Source organism: Rhizobium sp. 268 (assembly GCF_036571585.1).
Lineage (GTDB): Bacteria > Pseudomonadota > Alphaproteobacteria > Rhizobiales > Rhizobiaceae > Rhizobium > Rhizobium redzepovicii.
The window spans coordinates 119,731-137,811 of sequence record NZ_JAPPSO010000013.1; the positions used below are offsets into that span (position 1 = coordinate 119,731).

Consider the following 18,081-nt stretch of genomic DNA (forward strand, 5'->3'; position numbering starts at 1 on the left):
GGCAAAGGTCCGGTTGCGGGCAGTACCTTATCCGGCAATCGCACGGGGAAAAGATGGCGGGGCCAAGAAATATGCGGACAACCGCCCCTTTTTGAAGCCCCGGATGCAATTGCCTGCCTCCATCAAAGCCGCCAGCCGGCGCGGATGACGACGCGCACCCTTTCACCGGGCACGACAGCCACACGGCTAAAGCCGCGCAACGTCTGGCTGTTGCCGAGCGTGAGCTTGACGGCATAACGCTCGCCCTCGAAAAGCACGGCTTCGACGGTTGCGGGAGCCCCCTCGCCGCCGATCGTCACATCTTCCGGCCGCACCAGAATATCGGCGCCGTCGGTGTTGGCCGCGTGGAGCGCATCCTGCAGGTCGTCCCACTCCAGATGGCGTTCGCTGCCCATCACCGGCAGCGTCAGGATTGCCCCTCGCCCGATCAGCCCCCCGACGACACGTCCCTCCGGCCGGGCATAGATCTCGGCCGGCGGCGCCACCTGCAGCAAGCGCCCTTCCGACATGACGGCAACGTCGGTTGCAAGCACCATCGCCTCGCTCTGATCATGGGTGACGTAGATCATCGTGGCACCCGAGCGCTGGTGGAACTCGCGGAAGGTTTCCTCCATCTCCTGTTTCAGGTGCCGGTCGAGATTGGCGAGCGGCTCATCCAGCAGCACGACGTCGGGCGAGGTCACCAGGCAGCGGGCGAGCGCCACGCGCTGGCGCTGGCCGCCTGAAAGGTCGGCAGGACGCCGCCCGGCATAATCAGCAAGCCGGACGGAAGACAGCGCCTCGCCGACCTTCGCGCGGTAAGCCTCGCCGGAAATGCCGCGCACCTTCAAGGGGTATCCGACATTGTCGGCAACACTCATATGCGGCCAGAGCGCATAGGACTGAAACACCATCGCCATGTTGCGCTTCTCAGGCGGCAGCGCCTGGGCAGCATCGGCAATGACCCGCTCACCGAGATGGATCGAGCCGTCGGAGGGCGTCTCGAAACCGGCGATCATCCTGAGCACCGTCGTCTTGCCGCAGCCGGAAGGCCCGAGCAGCGCCAGGAAGCCGCCCTCCCGCACATCGAGCGAGAAATCGCTGACGGCCGGCCGCCCGGTGCCGAAATCCTTGGCCAGCCGGTTGAGGATCAGCTTCGCCATGGGACTACCCCTTTCGGCAGGCGTTTTGCCAGGAATTCGAGCAGCAGCATCATGACGACCACCATGAGGACGACGAGCACCGAGAGCGCCGAGGCGAGGTCGGAACTGCCGCTGTCGTCGAGATTGTAGGTGGCGACGCCGAGCGTCTGGGTGCCGGCCGACCAGAGAAGCGCGGAGATCGTCAGCTCGTTGCAGGCAATCAGGAAGACGAGGATGACGGAAGCGCCGGCGGCCGGCGCGATCAGCGGCACGATGATATCGAAAAGCCGGCGGAAGAAGCCGGCGCCGGAAAGCCGTGCCGCTTCCTCCAACGCTGGGTCAAGCTGGTGGAAAGCGCTGACGACGGGTTTCAGGCTGACGGCGAAGAAGGAGGAGAGGTAAGCGATCAGGATGATCCAGATCGTGCCGTAGAGCGAAATGTGCAGGAACGGGATGGGTGCCGCGAACACCAGGATGAAGGAGACCGCCATGACGATGCCGGGCAGCGAATAGGGTATCTCGATCAGGCTGGACGCGATGCGGGAAGCAGCATCTCTTCGCCGCGTCAGCGCATAGGCCGCAAGCACGGTCACCGTGAGGAGACAAATAGCGGTAGCGGCGGCGAGCGACAGCGAATTGACAAAGGCGGTGCGCGTCACCGCCTGCCGGAACAGGATTTCCTCGAAGGCATGCAGCGACATGGTCTTGAAGGTGAGCGGCACGCCGTAGGCCGGCACCAGCGCGCCGGCGACGAGCGCGGAGAAGGGTGCTGCCAGCATGAAGAACAGGATCGCCCAGAGAAGCGGCGTGAAGGCGAACCGCCAGGCGCCGAGCTCGAAGGCGGCACTCGCCCCCGACAGGCCGATGATGCGATAATCGCGGCCGCGCAGCGCCCGATCCTGGATCATCAGCCCAGCGACCGAGATCATCGCGATGATCCCCGAGAGCACGGCGACATCGCCGAAGGTGCGGCTGGTGAAAGCGGAAAACTTGGTGAAGATGAGTGTGGGCAGCGTGAAGATCGAGGCCGGAATGCCGAGAATGGCGGGAATGCCGAAATTGCCGGTGCAGGAGACGAAGGAGATCGCCGCCCCGGCGATGATGCCGGGCAGCGACAGCGGCAGGATGATGTCGCGGAACACCCGCAGGCTGGAGGCGCCGGAAAGCCGTGCCGCCTCGACCCCGTCGCGCGGCAGCGTCATCAACCCGGCCCGGAGCGCGAGATAGACCAGCGGCGCATGCTGCACGCCATAAAGCAGCGCGATGCCGCCGACCGAATAGAGCGGCTGCGGCGAGCCAAGCGGTGGGGCGATGGAGAGCGCCTTCAACAGCGGGCTTGATGGCCCCGACATCTGCACCCAGGCCAGCGCCGTCACCTGCGGCGGGATCATCATCGGCAGCACGAAGAAGAAGCTGAGCAGCCCCTTGCCAGTGATATCGGTCAGCGTCAGCAGGAAAGCGAAGAGACAGCCGATGACGAGCGAGATGATCGTGCCGAAAAGCGCCGTGACGATGGTGTAATAGGTCGCCGACCAAACCGACGGGTCGCCGAGCACAGTCAGAACGCCGCCGTTGGCGAAGGCCGCGATCCCGACCATCGCAAGGCGGGCGAGCGGCAGCACGCTGAGGATCAGGACGGTGATGACGACAAAGGGAAACAGCCAGGCGGGCTGGCTGTTTCCGGTTCTGACATAGCCGTGCATGGAAGGATCAGTTCGAGCCGTAGAGACCCGAGAAGGTCTTCAGATCCTGATCGGTATTCTTGAGCGCATCTGCGGCCTTGATCGGCAGGACCTTGATGGTGTCGCGCGACGGAAAACCTTCCGGCAGCTTCATGCCGTTACGGGCCGGGATGTAGCCGAGCTTGAGAAAACCTTCCTGGCCCTTTTCTGAGAGCACGTAATCGACGAACTTCTTGGCGGCATCGGCATTTTTGGTGCTGGCGAGGATGCCGACCGGCTCGGTGACGGCCGAAACGCCTTCCCTCGGGAAGACGAACTCGACCGGAGCGCCCTTGGCCTTCTCGCGGATCGGCAGATAGTCGACGACCATGCCATAGGCCTTTTCGCCCGAAGCGACCGACTTCAAGACGGCGCCGTTGCCGCCGGCGGCAATCGCGCCGTTTTCGGCAAGCGACTTGTAGAAATCCCAGCCGAGGCCGGGAACGGCGGTGAGCGTCTGGGCGTGGATGAGGGCCGCACCCGAAGCGAGCGGGCTCGGCATGGTGACGAGGCCCTTGGCTTCCGGCTTGGTCAGATCCTTCCAACTCGCAGGCTTCATGCCGGCCGAAGTATTGTACATGATGCCGGTCGTGATCAGCTTGGTTGAATAATAATAGCCGTCGGCATCATAGAGCGTGGCGTCGTATTGCCCGGCTTCCGGCGACTTGTAGGCGAGGAGCTTGCCGTCTTCCTTGAGGCGCTCCAGGGTCACCATGTCGGCGATGAGGAGAACGTCGGCAACCGGGTTGCCGGCCTGGATCTCGGCCTGGAGCTTGGCCATGATCTTCGGCGTGCCGTCGCGCACCCAGTCGACGTTGATATCGGGATTGGCAGCCATGAAGCCATCGACCGTCGCCTGCGCGTCTTCGTTCGGCTGGCTGGTGTAGAGAACGAGGTTTGCGGCAAGGGCCGGAACGGCGAGGAAGCTCGCGGCAAGAAGTGCAGCGGCGGAAACGATCGTTTTCATGGGAGGGATCCTCATTGCGGTCACCCCTCCCTTATTGGGGGTCGTTGACAGGGATGTGACAGGCGCCGCCGCTGGACGCCGACAAGCCATCGCTGCAAACCCGGTCGATCGCGGCCTCGCATGCAGGCTCATGCTTGCCAAAAGCCGAGCCACGGCACTTCAGCGCCGTGGCCCTGATCGAATGTTACTTTGCCGCCTCTTCGATGAGGTCTGCCACCTTCTGCGGCTGCGAAACCATCACGACGTGGGAAGCGCCCTCGACCACGACGGTTCGCTTGGACCCGGCCCGTTCGGCCATGAAGGCAAGGGCTGCGGCCGGAATGTTCTTGTCGCCGGTGCCGTAGACGAACCACGACGGCAGCTTCTTCCAGGCAGGCTCGCCCGACTTTTCGTTGAGAGCCGCGTCGGTGACCGGCCGTTGCGCCGCCGCCATCAGGGCAGCCTGTTCAGCCGGCACGTCGCTGGCGAACTGGTCATGGAACTTCGCTTGGTCGATATAAAGATCGACGCCGCCTCCGCTCAGTTTCACCGGCGCCGCAAGCGCAGTACCCAGCGTGCCGCCGGGAAACTTGCCGGCGAGATCGGCAACCGATTCCCCTGCATCAGGTGCGAAGGCCGCGACATAGACCAACGACTTGACATTGTCGTGGCCGTTTGCGGCGCCGAGATCACCTGCCCGCCATAGGAATGGCCGACGAGGACGACCGGGCCGGCGATGCTGGCGACCACATCGGAAACATAGGCGGCGTCATTGGAAACGCTGCGCAGCGGGTTGGCAGCAGCCACGACCGGGAAGCCGTCCTTTCGCAGGATTTCGACGACGCCGTTCCAACTGGAGGAATCGGCAAAGGCGCCATGGACGAGGACGACGGTCGGCTTGACCGTCTCGGCAACGGTAGTACCGGAAAGAAGTGCGCCCGCCAGGGCGACGACAGCAGCAAACTTGAACATTGGCAATTTCCTTTCGTCGGTTGGGTTTGACTAAGATTCGTACCTGGAGGGCAATCACTCGTCTCCGCATCTCCTGACGCGGCAGGCCGCCCATATTCTCGATGATATATAATTTGTAAGCGATTTGTTTGTGCACGATCTATGTAGGCCAGAAAGCTCGAGACGTCAATAGCTTGCAAATAGATCGCGCACAAATTATATTGAGGCCTGAGGAGAAGGTGATGAAAAACGCCACACCAGATGATCTCACCGACGTGCCGAAGGTAGATGAAATGCTCTGCTTTTCAATCTATTCGGCAGGCCATGCCTTTAACCAGCTTTACCGCCCGCTGCTCGATGAGTTGGATCTCACCTATCCTCAGTTCCTGGTGATGACCGCATTATGGGCGCATGACGACCGCACGGTGAAGGATCTGGGCGAGACCCTGTTTCTCGACTCGAGCACCCTCACCCCGCTGTTGAAGCGGCTGGAGAAATCAGGCCTCGTCACCCGCAACCGAAATCCCGCCGATGAGCGCCAGGTCCTCCTGCGCCTGACGAAGGAGGGGCACGCCTTGAAGAGCCGTGCCGCCCCAGTGTTCGACTGCATCGGAAAAGCCGTCGGTCTCGACGCCGCGACCGTCAACACGATTCGGGAAACGATCGCTTCCATCCGCGACGACATTCACAAGAAGAACGAGGAAGAGACCTGACGCGGCGCGTCATCGCTGCGCCCGAACGATTTCCGTCGACAAGCCGATGGCATATTGTACGATCAGTCTGCCGGCGCCCTGCCGCCGGAGACGCGCGTCGACGGCGCCCGGCCCGAAAGATGTAGGCGCTCGAAATCTGGCCTAGCCTCACGCAGGCGTGAATACCCAGCCATTGCCATTCCGCCGCGCTGAGGTACGTCACTCGTGTTTTCGATGAAGGAGGAATTTCAATGGAATATCGTCTGCTCGGCCGTTCAGGCCTCAAAATTTCGACTTTGACCATGGGCACGATGACCTTCGGCGGCATCGGATGGGCCAAGATCGTCGGGGACCTCGGCGTCTCCGAGGCGCGGAAGATGATCGATATCTGCATCGATGCCGGCATCAACCTCATCGACACCGCCAATGCCTATTCCAACGGCGAATGCGAAAACATCATCGGCGACGTGCTCTCTGGCAAGCGGCCGCAAGGCGTGCTGGTTGCCACCAAGGCCCGTTTCGGCATGGGTGACGGCCCGAACGACCAGGGACTGTCGCGCTACCACTTGATCCGGGAATGCGAAGCGAGCCTCAAACGCTTGAAGACCGATGTCATCGACCTGTACCAGGTGCATGAATGGGACGGCCAGACGCCGCTCGAAGAGACGATGGAAGCCCTCGACACGCTGATCAAGCAGGGCAAGGTGCGTTACGTCGGCTGCTCGAACTATTCCGGCTGGCACATCATGAAGGCGCTCGGCATCGCCAACGAGCACCGCTACCAGCGCTTCGTCAGCCAGCAGATCCACTATACGCTGGAAGCCCGCGACGCCGAATACGAGCTGCTGCCGATTTCGATCGACCAGGGCCTCGGCGTGCTGGTCTGGAGCCCGCTTGCCGGCGGCCTGCTCTCCGGCAAACACCGCCGCAACCAGGCCGCTCCTGAAGGCACGCGCCAGTTTGCCGGCTGGACCGAACCGCCGATCCGAGATGAGAACCGCCTCTGGAACATCGTCGAGACCCTGGTCGCGATCGGGCAGGAGCGCGGCGTCTCGGCCGCACAAGTGGCGCTCGCCTGGCTGATCGGCCGCAAGGCGGTCACCTCGGTCATCATCGGCGGCCGCACAGAAGCCCAGTTCCGAGACAACATCGCCGCCGCCGAGCTGAAGCTCACGAACGAGGAGCGCAAGCGCCTCGATGCCGTCAGCCTGCCGCCGGTGATCTATCCCTACTGGCACCAGCTGAACACGGTGAGCGACAGGCTTGGTGAGGCCGATCTCGAGCTTTTCGGCCCGCATCTCCAGCAATAGGCGATGATGAACCCGCCATTGCACGGCGAAAGACAGGCGTCATAAAAGATGCACTTTCGCCGTGTTAGCGTAAGAGCCCGCTACTCCTGCGAGGTTCGGCATGCTAAGGAATTACAAGGTCCTGAAGGGTACGGCCAGCGCACTCGCCCTTGACGACGACAACGATCCGCACATCGAGATCCGCATCGAGGCGAACGGTATCAGCTACCGCATCGCGCTCAACGTCCGCTCGAAGGAATCGCCGCACGACCTGCTCTACGCCAACATCGTCGATTTCAAGCACCCGGCGCTGACGGAAGCGCTCGAAGAGCTGCCGATGGGCCTGACCGACATCCGCAAGGACCGTCCGGGCCCTGCGATCGATTATGTCCGCGGCGGGCTGATCGAACGCGAAGACATGAACGTCGCGCCCTTCCAGCTATCCGGCCCGAAGAACGACCTGCGTGATTTCATCGAGCCGATCGTCCAGGAAGGCATTGCCGATTCCGACGTGCATTTCTACGCCTTCGGCGAGGCCTGGGGGCCTGAAAATAACAAGCCAGACCAATATTTCGATTTCGAGCCGGGCAACGGCATCCACGACATCCACATGAACCAGGGCGATGGCGGCAGCTTCAAGGCCACCAACGGGCCGAACCAGGATGGTGCATTGCTCGTCCATTTCAACGACACCGACGAATGGGCAGCGATCTTTCTCTGCTTCCAGTCGCAGAACTGGAACACCGATGCGGCAACGGGCCATCCCGTCTCCGACGGCCGCGGCGGCCAGGGTCGCGGCGAAGGCACCCGCCGGCCGCAACCGATCGTGGCCTCGTCGCTGCGCATCATCGCCGCGCTGATCAACCCGGTAAACGGCGCAGGCGGCACGGAAGCCGAAACGGTGACGCTGATCAACCGCTCCGACATGGCGGCATCGCTCGACGGCTGGAAGCTGGAGGACGAAAACGACAGGACCCAGACGCTGTCGGGAACGCTTGAGGCCGGCGAACTCCGCACCATAGCGCTCGATGCCGCAAGCGGCCCCCAGCTTGCCAACAGAGGCGGCGACATCATCCTGCGCAATGCCGACGGCGCCGTGGCCGACCGCGTCGGCTACGGCAAGAGCGAAACGGCGAATGAAGGGTGGACGACGATTTTCTGATTGGTGAACGTCCATTGCGAATACGAGAGCAAGCGGTTCTCTCCCTCTTCTCCCCTCGGGGAGAAGGTGGCCCGAAGCGTCGGATGAGGGGGCCGCACCGCACGCCTTTGCTTGCCTTCGCTTGCGCTCAGCGCATTCGCTCCTGACGTCGCGCCCCCTCATCTGCCTGCCGGCATCTTCTCCCCGCTGGGAAGAAGGGACTCGTGGCATCGTCGCACCCACACTCTCTCAATCGACAACAATCAGCCGCCGATCTCGGCCGAGATCAGCGCGCCCAGGCGGCCGATGCCGTCCTCGATCACCTGCTCGTTGGCGCAGGAGAAGCTGACGCGGAAAGTGTTGGCGCCGGAACCGTCGGCGAAGAAGGCCTTGCCGGGTACGAAGGCCACCTTGGCGGTTTCGAGCGATTTCGCCAAGAGCTTGGCGCCGTCCATCCCCTCAGGCAGCGTGATCCAGATGAACATGCCGCCTTCCGGCTTCGTCCAGCTCGAGCCTTCGGGCATGTATTTTTCGAGCGCTGCCAGCATGCAGTCGCGGCGTTGGCTGTAGGCGGTTTTGATCTTGGCGACCTGCGCATCGAAGCCGCGCTCGGCGACATCTGATATCGCCATCTGGTTGATCGTCGAAGAATGCAGGTCGGCCGCCTGCTTCATCAGCACCAGCTTGCGGATAACGGGCGCATTGGCGACGATGAAGCCGACGCGAAGGCCGGGCGCCAGCGTCTTCGAGAAGCTGCCGCAATAGATCGTGCGCGTATCGTTGATATGGCCCTTCTCGGCGATTTCGAGCGCCAGGATCGGCAGGATCGGATCGCCGTCGTAACGCAGCGACTGATAGGCCGCATCCTCGATGACGGCGATGTCGAGATCTTCCGCCAGCGCCAGGACCTTCTTGCGGCCATCAAGATCGACGGTTTCGCCGGTCGGATTGGAGAAGTCGGCGGAGAGATAGGCGAACTTCACTTTGCCGCCGGCAGCGGAAGCGGCCGCGCGGTAGGACTCGGGCGTCCGGTTGCCGTTCGGCGTCAGTTGGTCGTAGGCCGGTTCATAGGCGTTAAAGGCCTGCAGCGCGCCGAGATAGGTCGGCCATGTCACGAGCGCGGTGTCGTTCGGTGACAGGAAGAGCTTGCCGAGATAATCCAGGCCCTGCTGCGAACCGGAGACGATGAAGACATTGTCGAGTTCGCAAGGAATGCCGAGAGCAGCCATCTGCCCGACCAGCCATTCGCGCAGCGGCTTGTAGCCTTCGCTGACCGAATATTGCAGCGCCGAATTGACGGCGGCGCCGTCGAAGATATCGGCATAGGCCTGCTTGAACTCCCGATCCGGAAAGAGCGCCGGATCCGGAATGCCGCCGGCAAAGGAGATGATGTCGGGCCGGTCGAGAAGCTTCAGGAGTTCACGGATTTCGGATGCGCGCATGCGCGACGAGCGCGACGCAAACATGGTGTCCCAGTTCAGCATGGGGTTTCCTCGTATTTTCTATACCGTCGACAAACCATGCGGTGGAAATTATGTCAATAATGCTGACCTATTTTCTTGTTATGGTGACAAGTTGGAAATCTTATATTCCAAAGCTTTGGTGCGAGATTGGCGAACGTCTTTGCGACGGCGCTCGATCCCGAATTTGCTGCTCGACGTCAGCCGCATCAAGTGATTATTCCTCTGGTCAAAGCCGAAACCGGCTGATTCAGACCTTTCCAAGACCAGCTCGGCGGCAGTAGTGTCGCCGCCACTATTCAATTTACTATCAAGGTGCCAGCAATGACCGTGACGTCGGCCTCTCCTGAAATCAAAATCGAACTCCACAAGTCTCCCGTCCCGGAAGCCGATCGCATCCAGGCACTGGAGACGCCCGGCTTCGGCAAGCTCTTCACGGATCACATGGTCCTGGCACGATGGACTGCCGACAAGGGCTGGCACGATGCAAAGGTTACGCCGAGGCGGCCCCTGGAACTCGATCCTGCGAGCGCCGTGCTGCACTACGCTCAGGAGATCTTCGAGGGCATGAAAGCCTACAAGGCGGATGATGGCCGGATTCTGCTCTTTCGGCCTGAGGAGAACGCACGCCGCTTCGCGCAATCGGCAACGCGCATGGCGATGCCTCCCGTGCCCGAAGAACTCTTCCTGAAGGCGGTCGAAGAACTGGTCCGCGTCGACAAGGCCTGGATACCCTCCGGCGACGCCAGCCTCTATCTTCGCCCCTTCATGTTCGCCAACGAGGCGTTTCTCGGCGTTCGTCCGGCGCAGGAATACGTCTTCTGCATCATCGCCTCTCCGGTCGGCGCCTACTTCAAGGGTGGCGCGAAGGCCGTCTCCCTCTGGGTCGAGACCGAATACACCCGTGCGGCCGCCGGCGGCACGGGTGCCGCAAAATGCGGCGGAAACTACGCAGCCAGCCTCGTGGCGCAAGCCGAGGCGACGAAGAAGGGTTGCGATCAGGTCGTCTTCCTTGATGCCGCAGAGCATCGCTGGGTCGAAGAACTCGGCGGCATGAACGTCTTCTTCGTGATGAACGATGGATCGGTGGTGACCCCGCCCCTTGGCGGCACGATCCTGCCGGGCATCACCCGGGGGTCGGTGATCGTGCTCGCCGAAGAAAGGGGCTTGCGCGTCGAGCAGCGCCCCTACTCGTTCGCGGAATGGCAAGACGACGCTGCCAGCGGCAAGCTCGTCGAAGCGTTCGCTTGCGGCACTGCCGCAGTCCTGGCGGGCATCGGCCTGGTTCGACATGCCGGCGGCGAGTTTCTGGTCGGAGACGGACAGACCGGCAAGTTGACCAGCGAACTGCGCCAGCAGCTCGTCAGTCTGCAGAAGGGCGTAACGAACGATGAGCACGGCTGGACGCGCCTCATCCCGACCTGAACGTCGGACATTCCACGCGAACGGCGGCGTCAACACCGACAGGGTGCCGCTCACCGTCGCCCGCAAAGCCGTCGGGTTAGAGATATATTCCGCCCTCGCCGGAGCGAGCATATACCGCGAAATGCATGGTGGCGCCCCTCGACACGAGGCTTGCCCACCATGCCGCGGAGATATCGGCAGCGCTCAACCTTACCACCGCTGATGCCATCACCAGCGCGACGGCCGAGCACCAAGATGCGGATATTCTGACCTGCGACGCCGATTTCAAGGATTTCGAGCGGGTCGTGCATATCGATAAAAAAGACTGACCTTGATGTGACCCAAGTGTTCGACGGCGGCGCATAACGCTTCTATCATAAAGTGGGAAATGGTAATCTGGCATCGGAGACGCCGAAACCGGCATGGACGGACGGCACTGAATTCAATGGCGAAAATGACGATCTCTCTTCCGGATGATCTGGCGGGCTATGTCGCACGCCGTGTTGCAAGCGGTGGATATAGCAGTGCCGGCGCCTATCTGGCGGAACTCGTCCTGAAGGATCAGAACCACCGCAAGCTCGATGACGAAGAAGTGCGCGAGATCCTGAGGCTGGCTGAGGAGAGCGGCATCAGCGACCGACGTATTGCCGACATTCTGATGGAAACCAAGGCGAAGCTGCGTGACCACCTATAGGCTGACACGAACCGCAGACGCCGTTTTGTCGGGCATCGACGAATATGCCAGCCTGCATTTCGGCGAGGCGCAGGCGGATGCCTATCTTCTCGATTGGGATAGGATTTTCGTACTGCTTTCGCGCGTGCCCTCCATGGGAGACGAGTGCGACGAACTCGGCTCCGGCCTCCGCCGCCTCCTCCACATGCGCCACGTCGCCTTCTACCGCGAAATACCGGACGGCATCCTCGTCATCGACATTATCGGCGCCGACCGGCTTCCCGAAAGACATCTTCAATCAAGACGACGCTCCCCAACGGCCGACCCGCATGTCTCGTGACAGCACCTCCGCCTTTTATGAAGAAAACGCCAAGACATACGCCAACCGGGCGCGCAGCTTGCCGAAGCGGCAGCTCGACGTCTTTCTCGCCGGTATCGCACCGGGTGGCGCAATCCTCGAACTCGGCTGCGGCGGCGGCCAGGACAGCGCCTACATGCTGTCGCAGGGTTTCCAAGTGACGGCGACCGATGGCTCGGCCGAGCTTGCCAGACAGGCGGAAGCGCTGATCGGCAGGCCGGTCAAGGTCATGCTGTTTCAGGAACTCGACGCCGACAGCGCCTTCGACGGCGTCTGGGCGCATGCGAGCCTTCTTCATGTCCCCAGGGCTGAACTGCCAGATGTCTTCACCCGCATCCGCCGCGCGCTCAGAACCGGCGGCCTTCTTCACGCCAGCTTCAAGGCGGGAGAAGCGGAAGGCCATGACGGCTTCGGGCGCTACTACAACTACCCCTCACGCGAATGGCTGTCGGCGCTTTTGACCAAAGGCGGCTGGCGCAACCTCGCCATCAAGGAAAGCGACGGCGGCGGCTATGACGGCAAACCGACCCGCTGGCTCGCCGTGAGCGCAGAACGATAGAGGCCAAAGTTTCGCCTCGGCCTTAAGCTGCAGCGGAATTACCTTTCGAAACAATGTCAGCGTGTCCTGGCCGTCAGTTGGCAACAGGCTCCCCGCGATGGGTTTGAGCGGTCATGGGCTGCCGCGCCGCGAGCAAATAGAACGCAACCATATGGGTGATCATCAGCAATGGAACATAGACGATCACGACCACATAGGCTGCGCCTAGTTGCCCAGCCAAGGCAGGCAGGCCGGACTGGGCGCCGTGATAATAGTTGATGACCAGATCACCGGCGCCTACGAGATTGAAGGCTACGACGAATAGCCAGAACAGTGGGCGGATGCGGAACGAAATCAGCGCCAGCATGGCCAGCAGCCCGGCAGCAAGATCGCCATAGGCGGCCGTGACGGCAAAGCCGGACGGCAGATCGGGACCGACGACGCCGGGAAGGATGAAGACGAGGCCGAAAAAGCGGAAGCTATGGAGCGTTGCGACGGCCCGCTGCGCCCCGGCGCGGTCCATCGACTTGAGCCGGGGCAGGCCATAGACGCCGATGCAAAGCAGCCAGGCGACGTAGCCGAGCAGCAGGTGAAGCTGGAAGATGGCGGCGGGGGACATTTTGCCTCCTGTTGGGCTGCGGGTTTCCAGCGCAATATACGGCCGCTTATACCGAGCGACTATTCGGGATAATATGGACAGGGCATGAAGCAGAACTTCACAGTCAGGCAGGGCGCGCTCGACGGGGTGGAGGCGTTCCTCAGCGTTGCGCAGCACCGCAGCTTTCGCCGGGCAGCGGCGGAACTCGGCGTCACTCCCTCCGCGATCAGCCAGGCCGTGCGCACGCTGGAGGCGCGGATCGGCGCAGCCCTGTTCATCCGAACGACGCGTAGCGTAGGGCTGACGGAAGCCGGCGAGCGTTTCTTTTCGCGTGCAAAAACAGCCTTCGAAGAGCTCGTCGCCGCAAGCGCTGACGCGCATGAGCTTGGACAGCGACCGGCCGGACGGCTGCGCCTCTCGGTGCCGCGCGCCGTTGTCCCGGTCTTGATCGAGCCGCTGATTGCGTCCTTTTCCCAAGCTTATCCCGAGATCGAGGTGGAAATCGCCGTCAGCGAGAAGCTGATCGACCTCGCGATCGAAGGCTTTGATGCAGGGATGAGGATGGGCCAGTTCATCGATGCCGACATGATCGCGGTTCGGCTGACGCCGCCATTTCGGTTCATCATCGTCGGGAGCCCGATCTATTTCTACAACCGGGATCTGCCAGCGTGCCCGGACGACCTGCGTCACCATGCATGCCTCAGAATACGCCGCTCCAATGGTGCGCTCGCGCGGTGGTCGCTCGACGACAATGGCCGAGTCATCGAGATCGCCGTCGCGGGGCCGCTTATCACTCACGACTTCCCGACAATGCTCGGCGCAGCCATCGAGGGGATGGGCCTGGCCCAGGTGCCGGAGCCGATCGCCGTCGAAGAGATCAGAACGGGAAAGCTCATCGAGGTGCTTGCATCATTCGCGCCGAAGACGCCCGGCGTATTTCTCTATTATCCCGGCCATCGGCAAATGACACCGAAACTACGCGCCTTCGTCGATCACATGAAGAACCATCCGGATGCGGCTGCCAAGACTCGCATTCGGAACAACGGCGAGTAGATCCTACCTAGGCACCATGTAGCCTTTTGGGAGATGACATGCCTAAAACCAAAAAACCGAGCGCGCCGCACGAACCAATGCTCGTGCGGCGCGCTCGGTAAAACGCTTAGTTCACGCTCTTGTCGACCAGCTTGTTCTTGCCGATCCAGGGCATCATGCCGCGCAGCTTGGCGCCGACTTCTTCGATCTGGTGGCTGTCGTTGTTGCGGCGGATACCCTTGAAGCGGGCTGCACCCGACCGGTATTCCTGCATCCACTCGGAGGTGAATTTGCCGGTCTGGATGTCCTTGAGGACGCGCTTCATCTCGGCCTTGGTCTCGGCGGTGATGATGCGCGGACCGGAGACGTACTCGCCCCACTCGGCCGTGTTGGAGATCGAGTAGTTCATGTTGGCGATGCCGCCTTCATAGATCAGGTCGACGATCAGCTTCACTTCGTGCAGGCATTCGAAATAGGCCATCTCAGGCGCATAACCGGCTTCGGTCAGCGTTTCGAAACCGGCGCGGATGAGCTCGACCAGACCACCGCAGAGAACGACCTGTTCGCCGAAAAGGTCGGTTTCGCACTCTTCGCGGAAGTTGGTTTCGATGATGCCGGAACGGCCGCCGCCGACGCCGCAGGCGTAGGAGAGAGCGAGTTCAAGCGCATTGCCGGAGGCGTTCTGGTGAACGGCCACGAGGCAGGGAACGCCGCCGCCCTTCTGGTATTCGCCGCGAACCGTGTGGCCCGGGCCCTTCGGCGCGATCATGACGACGTCGACCGAAGCCTTCGGCTCGATCAGGCCGAAGTGAACGTTGAGGCCGTGAGCAAAGGCGATGGCAGCGCCGTCGCGGATGTTCGGTGCGATGTCGGCCTTGTAGATGTCGGCCTGCAGCTCGTCCGGGGTTGCCATCATCATCAGATCGGCCCAGCCGGCGGCTTCGGCAACCGTCATGACCTTGAAGCCGTCGGCTTCGGCCTTCTTGACGGTGGGCGAACCGGCCTTGAGAGCGATGACGAGGTTCTGGGCGCCGCTGTCCTTCAGGTTCAGCGCATGGGCGCGGCCCTGCGAGCCGTAGCCGATGACGGCGACCTTCTTGGCCTTGATGAGGTTGAGATCGGCATCACGATCGTAATAGACGCGCATTTGAAGTTCCTTCCCTTGTGCTTGTCTTGTTGACTGTCATTAAAGCGAAATCAGCCGAGAACCGGCATCTCCGCCAGAACCTTGTCCGTGCCATAAAGCCGGAGGAAGGCGGTCACCGCCCTCTCCGCCTGGCGCGCGGTATCCTTGAGGCCCGGTTCGCCGAGCAGCATGCGCACATGCAGGTCGGAAACAACAAGGCCGTAAAGCGTGTGATAAGCCTCATCGGCATCGGAAAAACGCAAGAGCCCTGCCCTCTTTCCCGCATCGATCAGCGCCATGGCGCGGCGGTCGATCTGCCGGCGGCCGCGCTCAAGCAGCAGCTTGCCGAGCTTCGAGCCGTCGCGGTTCGACTGGCCGATGGCGAGCCGGTTCAGCGCCAGCGAGACATCACCGGCCAGCACCTCCAGCAGGTCACGCGCGAAAATGACGACATGGTCATGAAGGCTCGCCGCCGTCAACCGCTCACCATTGCGCTCGAAGGTGCGCACCTTGCTCGCTTGATAGGCAATCATCGCCGACAGCAGACCATCGCGGTCGCCGAACCACTTGTAGAGGCTTTCCTTGGAGCAATTGGCGGCGCGCGCAACCCCCGAGGTCGTCAGCGCCTTCTCGCCGCCATCGACGAGCAACCGCAGCGCCTGCTCCAGAACGGCGTTCTGGCGCGGCGAAAACTCGCTCGGCTCTGCAGTATCGACGGACACGGTCACGGCTCCCATATACGTACCGTACGGTACGGTTCGTGAGCTTTATGCGGCAAACCCATCGGGCCGTCAAGCAGCTCCGGCAGATTTTTATACGGGAAAGACCGGCACGGCACCAGAATTGGATAGGCGGAGACGCCGTGGTGACTGCATAATGCTGCGGAACCCTATTTGCCGGAGCCTCCATGTCGCGCCTTTCTGCTGCCCTTCTCCTGGCCGGAGCGATGCTCCTCGCCGCGACGCCCTTCACCGGTCGCGCCGCCGCGCAGTCGGACAACGAGGTCTATAATCGCATCGAAGAGCTGCATGGCAATGCCCGGGCCTTCGATCAGCCGCTGCGCCAGCTCGTTCTGGCGATGCGCTCCGGCGATGCCGAGACCGTCGCCGGCCTTGCCGAATATCCGCTGACCGTCAAGGCCAATGGTGAGACCTATGATGTCGAGAACGCCGAAGATTTCGTCGAGAATTTCGACGATCTGGTGACGCCGGAGACCCGCCGCGCCGTCGGCCATCAGCAATATCAAGACCTCTTCGTCAACAGCGACGGCGTCATGCTCGCCAACGGCGCCGTCTGGATAGGCGCGGTCTGCGACGACAACGCCTGCGAGGAGAGCCATTGGGCGATCATCGCCATCAATAATTAGCCCCGAAGCGTTTGTCGTGCAGCGATGTCAGGCATCGCTGCGAAGCTTGCGCGCGAGCGTCTGAAGCTCCTTGAAGGCTTCGTAACGCTTGCCGTGGAGATCCGAAATCTCACCCTCAGACGGCTGAAAGCGTGTTTCCACCTTCGTAAGCCTGCTCATCGCTTCGCCGACATCGACAAATAACCGGCCGGCGACGGCGCCGAGGATGGCCGCCCCGAGCAATACCGGCTCCTCGGCCTTCGTGGCGACCACCGGCTTGCCGCTCGCATCGGCAAGCACCTGGCGGACGAAATCGTGCTGGCCGGCGCCGCCGCTGATGACGATGTTTTCGACGGTGACCCCCGCCTCGGCCTGCGTTTCGATGATCTGTCTCAGGCCGTAGCCGATGCCGCAGAGCCCTGCGATGTAGAGAGAGACCAGGCTGTCGACATCCCGCTCCATGCCGAGACCGGCAATGATCGCTCGGGCATGCGGATCGGCAAAGGGCGCACGGTTGCCGAGGAATTCGGGAACGACGTGCAGGCCGGCCGCCAGCGTGACGGCATCGGAAGAACGGCCCGCCTTGCCGGCAGCCATGTCTGCAAGGAGCACCGGCAGCGGAACGCCCGCGCTCTTCGCAAGCTCCCTCGCCTCGCCGGCCGCCGGATGGAAGGAAAGAAGCTGATCAATGGCAGCGCCGGCAGCGCTCTGGCCGCCCTCGTTCAGCCATAAGCCTGGCACCATCGCTGAATAATAGGGTCCCCAGACGCCGGGAACGAAAGACGGTTCTGCCGTCGAGGTCATCGTGCAGGAAGAGGTCCCGAAGACATAGGCAAGATTGGCCTGCGGATCGGCGCCGACAGTCCCGACACCGCCGGCATGAGCGTCGATCAACCCGGCTGCAACGGCCGTTCCGGGCGTCAGGCCAAGCTCCTCTGCCGCAGCAGCAGTCAGTCCCTCGCCGAGCGCTGAACCGGGCTCGACGATAGTTTTGCCGATGCGGACAAAACCTTCGTCTGCCAGCACTCCGAGGCCGATCTGGTGGAAATAACTGTCGTCCCAACGCTTTTCATGGGCGACATAGGTCCACTTGCAGGTGACCGTGCAGGTCGAGCGTGACAGATCGCCGGTCGCCCGCCAGGTCAGAAAATCCGCAAGATCGAAGAATTGCCAGGCGGCATCGAACACCTGACGCCGGTTTTCCCAGAGCCAGAGAAGCTTGGGCGTTTCCATCTCTGGCGAGATGCGGCCGCCGACGTAACGGAGCACGTCATGACCCAACGCATTGATGCGCTCCGCCTGCGGGACGGCGCGGTGGTCCATCCACACGATGATATCCCGGTCCGGATCTTCTGAGGGTCCGACGGCGAGCGGCTTGCCGCCTTCGCCGAGGACGACGAGCGAGCAGGTTGCGTCGAATCCCAGACCGACCACGGAAGCCGGATCGACGCCGGCGGTGGAAACCGCCTCTCGCACGGCCGCGCACACGGCGCGCCAGATTTCGCTGCTCGATTGCTCGACGATGGAACCGGCTTCATGAAACAGGCTGATATTCCGCTTGGCGGAGGCAAGCATGGTGCCGGCCATATCGAACAGGCCGGCCCGGGCGCTGCCGGTGCCGACATCGACGCCGATGACATATTTGGCGCCGGCTTCCGGGGTATGAGATGTGTCGCTCATGGTCTC

General features: G+C 62.3%; 18 protein-coding genes and 1 pseudogene. 10 read left to right on the plus strand and 9 right to left on the minus strand.

Features of this window, described 5'->3' with window-relative positions:
* Positions 1-122: 122 nt before the first annotated feature.
* From OS035_RS24615 to OS035_RS24630, 4 genes and pseudogenes are all read right to left on the minus strand, one after another.
* The gene (locus tag OS035_RS24615) at positions 123-1,142 is read right to left on the minus strand and encodes an ABC transporter ATP-binding protein (protein WP_183779597.1); all 1,020 of its coding nucleotides are present in this window, start codon (positions 1,140-1,142) and stop codon (positions 123-125) included.
* Positions 1,130-2,824 carry an ABC transporter permease gene (locus OS035_RS24620; protein WP_097629362.1) on the minus strand — a complete coding sequence of 565 codons (1,695 nt, stop codon included), beginning with the start codon at positions 2,822-2,824 and terminating at the stop codon, positions 1,130-1,132. Before OS035_RS24620 ends, OS035_RS24615 begins: the two co-directional genes overlap by 13 nt.
* 7 nt (positions 2,825-2,831) lie before the next feature.
* The gene (locus OS035_RS24625; protein ID WP_097629361.1) at positions 2,832-3,809 is read right to left on the minus strand and encodes an ABC transporter substrate-binding protein; all 978 of its coding nucleotides are present in this window, start codon (positions 3,807-3,809) and stop codon (positions 2,832-2,834) included.
* 184 nt (positions 3,810-3,993) lie between these two features.
* Positions 3,994-4,760, minus strand: a pseudogene (locus OS035_RS24630) (alpha/beta fold hydrolase).
* Between the two features lie 221 nt (positions 4,761-4,981).
* Here OS035_RS24630 and OS035_RS24635 point away from each other — a divergent pair.
* The 3 genes from OS035_RS24635 (at position 4,982) to OS035_RS24645 (ending at position 7,882) form a co-directional block, all read left to right on the plus strand.
* Positions 4,982-5,452, plus strand: a complete 471-nt coding sequence (locus OS035_RS24635) for a MarR family winged helix-turn-helix transcriptional regulator (RefSeq protein ID WP_097629359.1) — start codon at positions 4,982-4,984, stop codon at positions 5,450-5,452.
* Positions 5,453-5,682: 230 nt separating this feature from the next.
* Complete coding sequence (locus OS035_RS24640; RefSeq protein WP_097629358.1) at positions 5,683-6,741, plus strand: aldo/keto reductase; 1,059 nt, start codon at positions 5,683-5,685, stop codon at positions 6,739-6,741.
* A 100-nt stretch (positions 6,742-6,841) separates the two neighbouring features.
* Positions 6,842-7,882, plus strand: coding sequence for a DUF2278 family protein (locus tag OS035_RS24645; RefSeq protein ID WP_097629357.1), 1,041 nt, complete (start codon positions 6,842-6,844; stop codon positions 7,880-7,882).
* A gap of 242 nt (positions 7,883-8,124) precedes the next feature.
* Here the strand turns inward: OS035_RS24645 and OS035_RS24650 are convergent, their stop codons facing one another.
* Positions 8,125-9,345 carry an aminotransferase-like domain-containing protein gene (locus OS035_RS24650; RefSeq protein WP_097629356.1) on the minus strand — a complete coding sequence of 407 codons (1,221 nt, stop codon included), beginning with the start codon at positions 9,343-9,345 and terminating at the stop codon, positions 8,125-8,127.
* Positions 9,346-9,645: 300 nt separating this feature from the next.
* Between OS035_RS24650 and OS035_RS24655 the strand changes: the two genes are divergently transcribed.
* The 5 genes from OS035_RS24655 (at position 9,646) to OS035_RS24675 (ending at position 12,315) form a co-directional block, all read left to right on the plus strand.
* Positions 9,646-10,746 (plus strand): branched-chain amino acid aminotransferase, encoded by a 1,101-nt coding sequence (locus tag OS035_RS24655; protein WP_097629355.1) that lies wholly within the window; start codon positions 9,646-9,648, stop codon positions 10,744-10,746.
* A 125-nt stretch (positions 10,747-10,871) separates the two neighbouring features.
* Entirely contained in the window at positions 10,872-11,054 is a 183-nt protein-coding gene (locus OS035_RS24660; RefSeq protein ID WP_097629354.1) for a PIN domain-containing protein, read from the plus strand.
* 116 nt (positions 11,055-11,170) lie between these two features.
* On the plus strand, positions 11,171-11,419 hold the full coding sequence (locus OS035_RS24665; RefSeq protein WP_097629353.1) for a ribbon-helix-helix domain-containing protein: 249 nt from the start codon (positions 11,171-11,173) through the stop codon (positions 11,417-11,419).
* Positions 11,406-11,738, plus strand: a complete 333-nt coding sequence (locus tag OS035_RS24670) for a type II toxin-antitoxin system RelE/ParE family toxin (protein ID WP_097629352.1) — start codon at positions 11,406-11,408, stop codon at positions 11,736-11,738. Before OS035_RS24665 ends, OS035_RS24670 begins: the two co-directional genes overlap by 14 nt.
* On the plus strand, positions 11,728-12,315 hold the full coding sequence (locus tag OS035_RS24675; protein ID WP_097629351.1) for a class I SAM-dependent methyltransferase: 588 nt from the start codon (positions 11,728-11,730) through the stop codon (positions 12,313-12,315). The genes OS035_RS24670 and OS035_RS24675 overlap by 11 nt, the downstream gene beginning before the upstream one ends.
* A 73-nt stretch (positions 12,316-12,388) precedes the next feature.
* Here OS035_RS24675 and OS035_RS24680 read toward each other — a convergent pair whose 3' ends face one another.
* Positions 12,389-12,913 (minus strand): hypothetical protein, encoded by a 525-nt coding sequence (locus OS035_RS24680; RefSeq protein ID WP_097629350.1) that lies wholly within the window; start codon positions 12,911-12,913, stop codon positions 12,389-12,391.
* An 84-nt stretch (positions 12,914-12,997) separates the two neighbouring features.
* Here OS035_RS24680 and OS035_RS24685 point away from each other — a divergent pair, with 84 nt between their 5' ends.
* The gene (locus OS035_RS24685) at positions 12,998-13,945 is read left to right on the plus strand and encodes a LysR substrate-binding domain-containing protein (protein ID WP_097629349.1); all 948 of its coding nucleotides are present in this window, start codon (positions 12,998-13,000) and stop codon (positions 13,943-13,945) included.
* Positions 13,946-14,051: 106 nt separating this feature from the next.
* Here OS035_RS24685 and ilvC read toward each other — a convergent pair whose 3' ends face one another.
* Together ilvC and OS035_RS24695 are read right to left on the minus strand one after the other, a co-directional pair.
* On the minus strand, positions 14,052-15,071 hold the full coding sequence (ilvC, locus tag OS035_RS24690) for a ketol-acid reductoisomerase (protein WP_003593524.1): 1,020 nt from the start codon (positions 15,069-15,071) through the stop codon (positions 14,052-14,054).
* A 50-nt stretch (positions 15,072-15,121) separates the two neighbouring features.
* Entirely contained in the window at positions 15,122-15,787 is a 666-nt protein-coding gene (locus OS035_RS24695; RefSeq protein ID WP_012558289.1) for a TetR/AcrR family transcriptional regulator, read from the minus strand.
* A 170-nt stretch (positions 15,788-15,957) separates the two neighbouring features.
* Here OS035_RS24695 and OS035_RS24700 point away from each other — a divergent pair, with 170 nt between their 5' ends.
* On the plus strand, positions 15,958-16,416 hold the full coding sequence (locus tag OS035_RS24700) for a hypothetical protein (protein WP_097629348.1): 459 nt from the start codon (positions 15,958-15,960) through the stop codon (positions 16,414-16,416).
* A gap of 27 nt (positions 16,417-16,443) precedes the next feature.
* On the opposite strand, the gene OS035_RS24705 is transcribed toward OS035_RS24700, so the two are convergent.
* Entirely contained in the window at positions 16,444-18,075 is a 1,632-nt protein-coding gene (locus OS035_RS24705) for an FGGY-family carbohydrate kinase (RefSeq protein ID WP_097629387.1), read from the minus strand.
* Between the last annotated feature and the right edge of the window lie 6 nt (positions 18,076-18,081).